Origin of the sequence: Ilumatobacter sp. (assembly GCF_049588435.1) — a bacterium.
In the GTDB taxonomy this organism is placed as follows: domain Bacteria; phylum Actinomycetota; class Acidimicrobiia; order Acidimicrobiales; family Ilumatobacteraceae; genus Ilumatobacter_A.
The window spans coordinates 1-10,484 of sequence record NZ_JBAVYV010000279.1 but is presented as its reverse complement, the minus strand read 5'-3'; the positions used below and the strand labels follow the sequence as shown (position 1 = coordinate 10,484).

Below are 10,484 nucleotides of genomic sequence, written 5' to 3'. Positions count from 1 at the left end.
TCTTCCCGACCGACCAGACGATCCAACCGGTCGAACTCGCGCGCGAAGCCGAGAGTCGAGGTTTCGAGTCGCTCTGGTTCCCCGAGCACTCGCACATCCCGACGAGTCGGGAAACGCCGTGGGGCGGCAACCCCGATGCGCCGCCCCTCCCCGAGTTCTACTGGCGGACCCATGACCCGTTCGTCGCGCTCGCCGCATGCGCCGCCGCGACGAGCGAGATCAAGCTCGGGACCGGGATCTGCCTCGTGGCCCAACGCGATCCGATCCACACCGCCAAGCAGGTGGCGAGCCTCGACCAGATCTCGGACGGTCGGCTCCTGTTCGGCATCGGCTACGGCTGGAACAAGGAGGAGATGGCGCACCACGGAACGGCGTACGGCGACCGTCGCGACATCCTGCGCGAGAACGTGCTCGCGATGAAGGAATTGTGGGGCCACGATGAAGCGTCGTTCGACGGCGAGTACGCCCGATTCTCGTCGAGTTGGGCGTGGCCGAAGCCGACTCGACCGTCGGGCCCACCCGTGATCCTGGGTGGAAACGCCGGGCCGAAGACAGCTGCGCACATCGCCGAGTTCTGCGATGGTTGGATGCCGATCGGGGGTCGCCATCCGCTCGAGAAGTGGAGCCTCATCGTCGACGCGTGCCACTCGATCGGACGCGATCCCGCGACGATCGAGCGCGGCGTGTTCGGCGCGCGGCCCGATGAGAAGTCCTTGACCGCGCTTGCCGATGATGGTGTGTCCAGGGCGGTTCTCGGCCTTCCGCAGGGCCCGCGCGACGAGGTGATGACACAAATCGACGAACTCGCTCCGCTGGTCGAAGCCCTGCGCGACGCGTAGCTCGCCGCCGCGACGTCAGGTGACATCGGTGACATCCGAACTTGGCCACCCGGTGTCCAACTTGCCGAAACACGCCCGACACGTCGCGCGACGAACATCGAGCACATGTCCACCCCCGACATCGCTCCCCTCGACACACCACTGGTCGTGGCCATCGACCATCCCAGCCTCGTCGATCTCGTTCCGCCCTTCGTCGAGACCCTCTGCGACGAACCGCGCCGGTTCGGTCGGGAGGGGAACGGCAATCCGAAGCCGTTCGCGTCGTTGGTCCGCAAGGTCGTCGATCCCGGAAGACGGCGCTTCGGCGCGATGTCCGACGGCGAACTGCTCGGAATGGCATCACTCGCCGGAGACGGTGAGGTCGCGATCGCGGTCGTCGCGGCACACCGCGGTCACGGAATCGGAAGCTGTCTATTGGAACACATCGCTCTCACTGCGGAACGTGACGGGTACCCGCTGCTCGCGATGCAGACGACGAGACGGAGCCGTCCGATCGCATCGCTCGGTCGACGTTTCGGCTGGACCGCGTACGACCTGCCGCACGGTCGGGTCGAGCTGTCGCTCCAGCTGCAGTGCCGGCTCACCGGCTGACGACCGCTCGGTCGAACTCCACGCCTGATGGGCGCGGCCCCGATTCACGGGTGATCCGCCCTAGCCTTGAAGGGCTTCGAAACCACGGGGCACCAAAACCCCAGGGATCGAAGTCATGTCAGATACCACCCATTCCGAAGAGTCCTCACCGGCCGCGCCCGTCGCAACCACCGGCGAGACCGATGTCGCGCCGGACGCCGAGATCACCCAGGATCTCACCGCGCCGACCGACGGCGCGGCGGTCGATCCGATCGCGATCGCCGAGAACGTCGACGCGGTCGTCGCCGATGCCGACCCGGTCGTGACGACCCACGACGTCCAGATCGACGACGACACGGAGAACGCCGTCGAAGCCGACCCGATCGAAGATGCACCTCCGGCCGACGCGGACGTCGCCGAGTCGAGCGACGACACCACCCCCGCTGACACCGTGGTCGACACCGACACCGACACCGACACCGCCGAGGAAGCATCGGACGGTGACGACGAGTCGGACGAGGACGGCCCGGTGAGGTTCGCGGACCTCGGGCTCTCCGACGATCTGCTCGCGTCGCTCACCAGCCTCGGATACGTCAACCCGACACCCATCCAGGCCGAGTCGATCCCCCCGTTGCTCGACGGTTTCGACCTTCTCGGTCAGGCGGCGACCGGCACCGGCAAAACCGCGGCGTTCGCCCTCCCGATGCTCGATCGCGTCGCCGGCGCGAAGCGCTCGAAGCTTCCGTTCGGGCTCGTGCTCGTCCCGACCCGCGAGCTCGCCAACCAGGTCGCCGAGGCGATGAAGGAATATGGCTCCCAGAGCAAGGTGCGCATGGCGGCGCTGTTCGGCGGCACCAACATCGGGCCTCAGTTCAGCCTGCTCAATGCGGGTGTCGACATCGTCATCGGCACGCCCGGCCGTGTGCTCGACCACCTCAAACGCGGCTCGCTCGACCTCAGCAACTGCGGCATGGTCGTGCTCGACGAAGCCGACGAGATGCTCGACATGGGCTTCGCCGAGGACCTCGAGGCGATCCTCGATGCGGCACCGCCCGAGCGTCAGACCGTGCTCTTCTCGGCGACGATGCCGAATCGCATCGATTCGATCGCCACGCGCCAGTTGAGCGATCCGGTGCGGATCAGCATCCAGCGCGCGAACGACACCGAGGGCACGATGCCCAAGGTCACCCAGCGCGCCTACCTCACCCACCGGACACACCGGGCATCCGCACTCGGGCGGATCCTCGACATGGAAAGCCCCGAGGCGGCGATCGTGTTCTGTCGCACCCGCGGCGACGTCGACGAACTCACCGACGTGATGAACGCCCGCGGCTACCGCGCCGAGGCGCTGCACGGCGGCATGAGCCAGGACCAACGCGACCGAGCGATGGGCCGCCTGAAGAGCGGCGTCGCCACGCTGCTGATCGCCACCGATGTTGCCGCCCGCGGCATCGACGTCGACCACCTCAGCCACGTCGTCAACTACGACATCCCGCAGACCACCGAGGCCTACACGCACCGCATCGGACGCGTGGGACGCGCCGGTCGCGAAGGCATCGCGATCACGCTCGGCGGGCCGAAGGACCACCGCAAGATCAACAACATCGCGCGGTACACGAAGCAGAACATCGCGATCGAGAAGGTGCCGACGGTCAACGACCTCACGATGCGGCGCGTCCAGACGACGGGTGCCGAGGTGGCCGCCAAGATCGGCGAGACCGAGTCGGCCGACCTCTATCGCACGATCGTCGAGCAGCTGACCGCCGACCACGACCCGGTCGACGTCGCCATCGCGGCGGTGCGCCTCGCCCACGAGGCTGCTGGACGCACGAGCAAGGAAGAAGAGATCCCCGACGTCAACGTGCGCTCCGAGCAGGGTGGACGCGACCGCTACGAGCGTGATGATCGCAAGGGCCATCGGGGCCAGCGCGACGACCGCGGAGGTCGGGGCGATCGCAATGATCGTGGACGCGGCGGGAATGAGAATCGGGCCGTGCGCAACGCCGACGGAACGCATCACGTCGAGGCCGGATTCGTCAGCCTTCAATTCAACCTCGGCCGCTCCGCCGGGCTCCGTCCGGGCGACCTCGTCGGAGCGATCGCCAACGAGGCGAACATGCGCGGCAGCGAGATCGGCGCGATCAAGATCAACGACAAGTCGGCGTTCGTCCAGGTCCCCGAGAAGCACGCCGGCAAGGTGTTGCGCAGCATGGACGGCACCAAGATCCGCAACAAGCCCGTCCGCGTGCGCCGCGCGAACAACTAGCCGTCACGCTTCGAGCGCTCCGAGCCTCGCTGTCAGGCCCTTCGGCGGCACCGCATCGCGCGGGGATTCACCCACAGCTTCTCGTGATCTCTTCCCGCGCTCCGTGCGCGAACAGTTCACGAGATCGCTGGTTGCCGCGGGAGTCTGGCAATGTCTCTCACATGGGGACCATTGCACCGCTGCCGAAGAAGTCCGTCGAACTGACCGTCGACGGGGCGACCAAGTCGATGGCGTACTTCGACACGGGTGCTCTCGACGGGAGCGATCGGACGATCGTGTTCCTGCACGGGAACCCGACGTCGTCGTACCTGTGGCGCAACATCATCCCGCACGTCTGGAACCTGGGCCGGGTCGTCGCACCCGACCTGATCGGCCAGGGCGACTCCGACAAGCTCGAAGACACCGGTCCCGACAGCTACACGTTCGTCGAGCATCGGGCGTGGCTCGACGCGCTGCTCGACCGACTCGATCTCGGCGACGAGATCGTCCTCGTGGTCCACGACTGGGGGTCGGCGCTCGGCTTCGACTGGGCCCGGCGCCACGAGTCCCGGGTCGCCGGCATCGCCTACATGGAGGCGATCGTCCAACCGATCGGGTCGTGGGACGACTGGCCGCCGAACGCCCGCGGCATCTTCCAGGGGTTGCGTTCCGACGCGGGCGAGGAACTGTGCCTCGTCAAGAACCTGTTCGTCGAGGCGATCCTTCCGAACGCGATCATCAGCGGTCTGACCGCCGACGAGATGGCGGTCTACCAGGCACCGTTCGCCGAGGAGGGCGAGGGGCGTCGACCGACGCTGACCTGGCCGCGACAGATCCCGATCGAGGGCGACCCCGCCGAGGTCGTCGAGATCGTGCAGGCCTACGCCGACTGGATGAACACGAACGAGATCCCGAAGCTGTTCATCGACGCCGACCCCGGTTCGATCCTCAACGGACGCCAGCGCGAGTTCTGCCGCGGCTGGCCGAACCAGACCGAACGACGCGTCGAGGGCATCCACTTCGTGCAGGAGGACAGCCCCGACGAGATCGGTGCTGCCATCGCCACGTGGCTCGCGTGACGGGGTCGGTCAGGCCCGACCGGTCACGCTGACGCGTACGACTTCAGCAGCTCGAGCGAGCGGTCCGTTCCGTTCGCATCACCGATGACGACGGCGGTGAAGTCGGTGGCACCCGCTGCGCTGATCGCATCGAGGCCGGCGCTCACTTCGTCCTCCGGGCCGACCAGGCTCAGCTCACCGAGTCCGTGGACGCCTTCGATGTCGAGCATCGCCCGGTACGACGGCAGGTTGGCGTAGTCGGCCAGCATCTTGCCGAGGAAGTCGCGGGTCGGCTGGGGATCGTCCGTCACGCACACCGGAAGGCTGCACACCTTGCGCGGGGTCGGCCGACCGGCCTCGTCGGCAGCGGCGTCGATGATCGGCACGATCTGGTCGGCCAGCGTCTTGGGCCCGACGCACCACAGGATCGTCCCGTCGCTGCGGCGGCCGGCCATCTTCAGCATCTGCTCGCCGAGTGCCGCGAGCATCACCAGTGGTTTGCCGGCCGATCGACCGTCTGCGGTCGGAATCGGTGATTCCCGCTCGAGGGTCCACACCTCCCCCTTCAACGATGCCGTTCCCGACTCGAGCAGCGAGTCGAGGATCGCGAGGTACTCGGACATGTGCTTGACGGGACGCTCCCACTTCATCCCCCACCACTGCTCGACCGTCAGCTGATGGGCCAGGCCGAGGCCGACGACGAGGCGACCGCCCGACGCTGCCTGCGTCGTGAGGGCTGCAGCCGCCATCGCCTCCGGATGACGGGTCCAGGTCGGGACCACCGCGGTTCCGAGCTCGATCTCGCTCGTCGCCTGGCCGGCGAGTGCGAGCAGGCTGAGCGAATCGACCATGCCGGTCTGCGCGAGCCACCAGCTCGAGAAGCCATCCGCTTCGTTGGTCACCGCGTCGCTGACGAGGGTCGAGATGTCGGGTCGAGCGAGGAGCCCTGATGCGTTGGTGCCGATCTTCATCGCGCCGACCGTACCGACCGGGTGTCCGCTTCGGTGTGTCACACTCGCGATCGTGAGGGGATCGTGCCTGTGCGGAGCCGTGCGCTGGTCGACGGAACGAGAACTCCGAGCGGTCCTCGAGTGCCACTGCATCCGGTGCCAGAAGATCACGGGCAACCACATGGCGGCCACGGCGGTCGGCACCGACGCGCTGGAGATCGTCGGCGAGACCCTTCGGTGGTACTCACCCGACGACGATGCGAACGTCGCGTACGGCTTCTGCGCGACCTGCGGGTCGTCGCTGTTCTACCGGAGCGGCATCACCGACGGGTCGAACACCGACACGTCGGTCTGCGCCGGTTCGATCGACGGAGCGTCCGGGTTGCACACCTCGGCGGTCTGGTTCGCCGACGACGCCGCGGACCACGTCCGACTCGATCCGGACGTCCCCATCTTTCCGGGGCAACCCTGAATCGAAGTAGCTTCGGCTGATGGACAACTCCACGCAGATGCACGCCGACTGGACCCTCGTGATCGACGGGATCGACTTCGGTGAGGGTCCGCGCTGGCACGAGGGTCGCCTGTGGTTCAGCGACTTCTACCAACAGACGATCTCGTCCGTCGAGATCGATCCCGACGGCAGCGGAACGCGTCACGTCGAACTCGAATTCGACGGTCGCCCCTCCGGTCTCGGATGGTTGCCCGACGGCCGACTCCTGTTCGTCTCGATGCTCGACCGCAGGATCATGCGCCGCGAGAACGACGGGAGCGTCGTCGTCCACGCCGATCTCTCGGATGTGACAGGTGGACATGTCAACGACATGGTCGTGTCGTCCGCGGGCATCGCCTATGTCGGCAACTTCGGGTTCGACTTCGAGGGCGGCGACTCCGTCGAGGCCACCACGTTGGCGATCGTCCGACCCGACGGGAGCGTCACCGCCGATGCCCACCCGCTGTTGTTCCCCAATGGAGCGGTCCTGACACCGAGCGAGCGCACGTTGATGGTCGGCGAGACCTTCGGCAGCCAGTACACGGCGTTCACGATCGCCGACGACGGATCACTGACCGAACCCCGTATCTGGGCGAACGTCGAAGGAACCGCGCCTGACGGCTGCACGCTCGACGACGAAGGGGCGATCTGGTTCTCCGACGCGCTCGGCCGACAGATCGTGCGCGTCGTGGGCTCCGGTGACATCGACGATCTCTCGACGACCCACATCGGAACACCGAACAACACCTACGCGTGCATGCTCGGCGGCGACGACGGCACGACGCTGTTCGTCCTCACCGCCGACGACGCGAGCCCCGACGTGGTCGCCGGAACGGCCACCGGGGCGATCTACTCGACCCCGGTCGAGGTCAGCCACGCCGGCCGCCCCTGACCAACGCTCACAGCACGGTCATGCCGTACATCTCGCCCAGCGGATCGGCGATCAGTTCGAGACGTTCACCATCTGGTCCGGCGAAGTAGAGCGACGTCTCGGCGACTTCGAAGGTCGCGACGCCCGCATCGGCGAGCTTGCCCTTCAGGCGTTCCCAGTTCTCGCGCGTGACCGAGATCGCGAGGTGGTGGTGTCCGCCGAGCACCTCGGCGTACTCCTCCAACCCCAGACCCGGGAAGTCGAAGAACGCGAGCGCGTTGCCGTTTCCGATGTCGAAGAAGAAGTGTGTCGAGCCCTCGTAGTCGCGGTTCTCGAACAATTCGGTCAACGGGAACTCGAGCAACCCCTGATAGAACGCGATCGTCCGCTCCACGTCGGAGCTGATCAGCGCTTGATGGTGCTGGCCCCGCGCCGACGACGCCGGTCGCGAGTCGGGCGGTGCGATGTGCTTCGCCCGCAGCGCCTCCCATTCGGCATCCCGGTCGGGATGATCACCGTCGTGGTCCGTCCCGAAGCTGGGCGTGCTCACCGATTCCGTTGCCATCACAACAGTGTTCCACAGTGTTCGACAGGGTGATCACGCGTGCGCCACACTGGTCGCGGTGGAGCGCCACCGCTCCGAAATCGACGGGGGTACCGAGATGACCATCACCGAATCACGTGCGGAATCGGGTCCGACCACGATCACGGTGACGCCGCACTCACCCACGATCGGAGCGGAGATCGGCGGGATCGACCTGGGGGCCGAGCTGTCCGATGGCACGATCTCCGAGATCCGCCAGGCGCTCCTCGACTGGAAGGTGCTGTTCTTCCGCGATCAGGACATCACGACCGATCGACATCTCGCGTTCGCCCGCCGCTTCGGTGATCTCGAGATCCACCCGTTCGGCGACCCGCACCCCGACCATCCCGAGGTGCTGCGCATCACGCACGGCGAGAACGCACCGGGGCTCGAGAACGGCTGGCACTCCGATGTCACGTGGCGCGTCGAGCCGTCCCTCGGGTCGGTGTTGCGGATGCTCGACGGCCCCGAGGTCGGCGGCGACACGTTGTTCGCCGACATGTACGAGGCCTACGAGGGTCTGCCCGACGACGTCAAGGAGAAGGTCGAGGGCCGCACTGCGCGCCACGACTTCACCCGCTTCAAGATCGGCATGCGCAAGCGCGGTGCGACCGAGGAGCAGATCGCGACGGTCGAGGAGAAGTTCCCGAACCCACATCACCCCGTGATCCGGACCCATCCCGAGACCGGCCGGAAGGGGATCTACGTCAACAGCGCCTTCGCGGTCGAGATCGACGGAATGGATCCCGACGAGAGCGAGGAGCTGCTGCAGATCCTCTACCGCCAGGCCAACTATCCCGAGTATCAGGTGCGTCTGCGCTGGCGTGCGAACACGATCGCCTTCTGGGACAACCGGTCGGTGCAGCACTATGCCGTCTCCGACTACTACCCCCAGACACGGGTCGTCGAACGGGTCACGATCATCGGCGACGCTCCGTACTACGCCGCGGACCAGGCGCCCACCGACCTCCCGCCGCGACCGTTCAAGGGGCAGATCGAACTCGATCGACGCGGCGTCGACTGGCGCCGCCGCCGTTGACCGCCTCACCCCCCGTCGCCGGTCTCCCCATGTACGACTGGCCCGAGATCGCCGACGCCCTCGATGTGTTGTGGACGGTGATCGCAGAATCTGTCCGACGAGCCGGGCTCCCGGCACCCCGCGACCTCGCCCGGCGGGACGACCTCGTCTCGCTGTGGTCGGACCCGGCGATGCTGCTCGGCCAGGTGTGTTCGCTCAACCCGGTGCGCGACGGGCTCGGCGAGACCGAGGTGATCGGCACGATCGTGTACGACCCACCTCCCGATCTGCCGCAGCCGGCACCGGGCAGCTACTACTCGGTGATCGTGTGTCGTTCCGACGACCCGCGCCGACCGCCGAATGGCGTCGGCGTGGGGACGAGCATCGCAACCGCAGAGATCATGGAGTTCGCCGGCGCGCGGGTGGCGGCCAACGGGACCGACTCACAGTCGGGCTACTGGAGCCTCGGCCATTTCGTGCGCGATCGGCTGACCGATGGACCGATCTTCGATGACGTGCTGTTCACCGGCGCCCATCGTGAGTCGGTTCGCGCCGTCGCCGACGGACATGCCGACCTCGCCGCGATCGACGTTCATTCGTGGCGCCTGGCGTGTGAGTACGAGCCGGATGCGGCGGGTCGGCTGGAGGTGATCGGAACGACCGACCCGACCCCCGGAGTGGTGTGCGTCGTGTCGTGGGAACTCAAGCACCACCGGGCAGCCCTCGATGCGGCGCTGCACCGGGCGATCGACTCGTTCGTCGGCACCCCCGCCGCTCGGCGTCTGCACATCAGCGGATATCGCACGCGCCGCCTCGAGGAGTTCCAGATCGTCGCCGATCAGGTCGAGGACGCGTCACGCCACCCGTGGCACGCGCCAACTGGGACAACTGGTGCCTGACACCAGTTGTCCGGTCAGGATTCGAGGTGGGAGATGAGCGCGTCGAGCGCGAGGCGGTAGCTGGTGCGCCCGAACCCGCCGACGACGCCGACACACACCGCCGTCAGCATCGACGTGTGGCGGAACTCCTCGCGGGCGTGCACGTTCGAGAGGTGCGTCTCGACGACCGGGAGTTCGACCGCCGAGATCGCGTCGCGCAGGGCGATCGACGTGTGCGTGTAGGCGCCCGGGTTGAACACGACCCCGACCGCTGACGTGCGCGCCGCATGGAGCGCGTCGACCAGCTCCCCCTCGACGTTCGACTGGACCGCAACGATCTCGTAGCCACGCGCGCCGGCCAGGGTGCGGAGTTCGTCGACGATGTCCTCGAGTGTGTCCGCGCCGTACACATCGGGCTCCCGGGTGCCGAGGAGGTTCAGGTTCGGCCCGTTGAGGATCAGAATCGTCGGCATGGGGCGAGCGTAGGCGTCACGTGCGCCCGAGCGGAGGGAGTGTCGCGATCCGGCCGGCTCGATCGAGGTGGCCGTCGAGGGTCCTGGTGCCCACCGGAGCGCGTACGATGACCGCCGGTGGGGGCCGACAACGGAGTCCGATACGTGCCGGCACTCGACGGTATCCGCGCGGTTGCTGTCATCGCCGTGCTCCTGTTCCACGCCGAGGTCGGGCTGCTCCCCGGCGGGTTTCTCGGCGTATCGGTGTTCTTCACGCTGTCCGGCTTCCTGATCACGTCGCTGCTCCTCGCCGAGCACGACCGCCGGGACCACATCGACCTCCGCCAGTTCTACGGACGACGGGCACGGCGGTTGCTCCCCGCGGCGTGGGCGTGTCTGGCCGTGGTGCTCGTGGCCATCCCCTGGTGGACGATCGCACAGCGGGAGCGTCTCGGCGCCGACACGCTCGCGGCGCTGGCGAACGTCGCCAACTGGCGGGCGGCATCGTCCGATGCGTCGTACCAGGAATT

The 10,484-nt window shown here is 67.3% G+C and carries 12 protein-coding genes; 9 read left to right on the top strand and 3 right to left on the bottom strand.

Annotated elements, in window-relative coordinates:
- The 4 genes from WBV89_RS10975 to WBV89_RS10960 all read left to right on the top strand — a co-directional run.
- Nucleotides 1-839 (top strand): LLM class F420-dependent oxidoreductase (locus WBV89_RS10975; RefSeq protein WP_423981388.1); only part of this gene is annotated, 839 nt, incomplete at its 5' end.
- 105 nt (nucleotides 840-944) lie between these two features.
- Complete coding sequence (locus tag WBV89_RS10970; RefSeq protein WP_423981387.1) at nucleotides 945-1,430, top strand: GNAT family N-acetyltransferase; 486 nt, start codon at nucleotides 945-947, stop codon at nucleotides 1,428-1,430.
- A 115-nt stretch (nucleotides 1,431-1,545) separates the two neighbouring features.
- Nucleotides 1,546-3,675 (top strand): DEAD/DEAH box helicase, encoded by a 2,130-nt coding sequence (locus tag WBV89_RS10965; protein ID WP_423981386.1) that lies wholly within the window; start codon nucleotides 1,546-1,548, stop codon nucleotides 3,673-3,675.
- 161 nt (nucleotides 3,676-3,836) lie between these two features.
- Nucleotides 3,837-4,733, top strand: a complete 897-nt coding sequence (locus tag WBV89_RS10960; protein WP_423981385.1) for a haloalkane dehalogenase — start codon at nucleotides 3,837-3,839, stop codon at nucleotides 4,731-4,733.
- Nucleotides 4,734-4,756: 23 nt separating this feature from the next.
- Here the strand turns inward: WBV89_RS10960 and WBV89_RS10955 are convergent, their stop codons facing one another.
- Nucleotides 4,757-5,683 (bottom strand): TIGR03564 family F420-dependent LLM class oxidoreductase, encoded by a 927-nt coding sequence (locus WBV89_RS10955; protein ID WP_423981384.1) that lies wholly within the window; start codon nucleotides 5,681-5,683, stop codon nucleotides 4,757-4,759.
- A gap of 52 nt (nucleotides 5,684-5,735) precedes the next feature.
- On the opposite strand from WBV89_RS10955, the gene WBV89_RS10950 reads away from it, so the two are divergent.
- Both WBV89_RS10950 and WBV89_RS10945 read left to right on the top strand, forming a co-directional pair.
- Nucleotides 5,736-6,134: a GFA family protein gene (locus tag WBV89_RS10950; RefSeq protein ID WP_423981383.1), complete on the top strand. Its 399-nt coding sequence runs from the start codon at nucleotides 5,736-5,738 to the stop codon at nucleotides 6,132-6,134.
- Between the two features lie 19 nt (nucleotides 6,135-6,153).
- A complete protein-coding gene (locus tag WBV89_RS10945) occupies nucleotides 6,154-7,044 on the top strand; it encodes an SMP-30/gluconolactonase/LRE family protein (protein WP_423981382.1) in 891 nt (296 codons plus the stop codon).
- Between the two features lie 7 nt (nucleotides 7,045-7,051).
- Here WBV89_RS10945 and WBV89_RS10940 read toward each other — a convergent pair whose 3' ends face one another.
- Nucleotides 7,052-7,588 carry a VOC family protein gene (locus tag WBV89_RS10940; protein WP_423981381.1) on the bottom strand — a complete coding sequence of 179 codons (537 nt, stop codon included), beginning with the start codon at nucleotides 7,586-7,588 and terminating at the stop codon, nucleotides 7,052-7,054.
- A gap of 97 nt (nucleotides 7,589-7,685) precedes the next feature.
- Here WBV89_RS10940 and WBV89_RS10935 point away from each other — a divergent pair, with 97 nt between their 5' ends.
- The gene (locus WBV89_RS10935; protein WP_423981380.1) at nucleotides 7,686-8,645 is read left to right on the top strand and encodes a TauD/TfdA dioxygenase family protein; all 960 of its coding nucleotides are present in this window, start codon (nucleotides 7,686-7,688) and stop codon (nucleotides 8,643-8,645) included.
- A 29-nt stretch (nucleotides 8,646-8,674) separates the two neighbouring features.
- The gene (locus WBV89_RS10930) at nucleotides 8,675-9,523 is read left to right on the top strand and encodes a phosphate/phosphite/phosphonate ABC transporter substrate-binding protein (RefSeq protein WP_423981379.1); all 849 of its coding nucleotides are present in this window, start codon (nucleotides 8,675-8,677) and stop codon (nucleotides 9,521-9,523) included.
- A gap of 14 nt (nucleotides 9,524-9,537) precedes the next feature.
- On the opposite strand, the gene aroQ is transcribed toward WBV89_RS10930, so the two are convergent.
- A complete protein-coding gene (gene aroQ / locus WBV89_RS10925) occupies nucleotides 9,538-9,975 on the bottom strand; it encodes a type II 3-dehydroquinate dehydratase (protein ID WP_423981378.1) in 438 nt (145 codons plus the stop codon).
- 117 nt (nucleotides 9,976-10,092) lie between these two features.
- On the opposite strand from aroQ, the gene WBV89_RS10920 reads away from it, so the two are divergent.
- Nucleotides 10,093-10,484 (top strand): acyltransferase family protein (locus WBV89_RS10920; RefSeq protein WP_423981377.1); only part of this gene is annotated, 392 nt, incomplete at its 3' end.

Excerpts from the sequence above, each read along its gene's own strand:
- WBV89_RS10965 (WP_423981386.1), top strand. The coding sequence starts at position 1,546 with ATGTCAGATACCACCCATTCCGAAGAGTCCTCACCGGCCGCGCCCGTC.
- WBV89_RS10970 (WP_423981387.1), top strand. The coding sequence starts at position 945 with ATGTCCACCCCCGACATCGCTCCCCTCGACACACCACTGGTCGTGGCC.
- WBV89_RS10955 (WP_423981384.1), bottom strand. The coding sequence starts at position 5,683 with ATGAAGATCGGCACCAACGCATCAGGGCTCCTCGCTCGACCCGACATC.
- aroQ (WP_423981378.1), bottom strand. The coding sequence starts at position 9,975 with ATGCCGACGATTCTGATCCTCAACGGGCCGAACCTGAACCTCCTCGGC.
- WBV89_RS10930 (WP_423981379.1), top strand. The coding sequence starts at position 8,675 with ATGTACGACTGGCCCGAGATCGCCGACGCCCTCGATGTGTTGTGGACG.
- WBV89_RS10945 (WP_423981382.1), top strand. The coding sequence starts at position 6,154 with ATGGACAACTCCACGCAGATGCACGCCGACTGGACCCTCGTGATCGAC.
- WBV89_RS10940 (WP_423981381.1), bottom strand. The coding sequence starts at position 7,588 with ATGGCAACGGAATCGGTGAGCACGCCCAGCTTCGGGACGGACCACGAC.
- WBV89_RS10960 (WP_423981385.1), top strand. The coding sequence starts at position 3,837 with ATGGGGACCATTGCACCGCTGCCGAAGAAGTCCGTCGAACTGACCGTC.
- WBV89_RS10935 (WP_423981380.1), top strand. The coding sequence starts at position 7,686 with ATGACCATCACCGAATCACGTGCGGAATCGGGTCCGACCACGATCACG.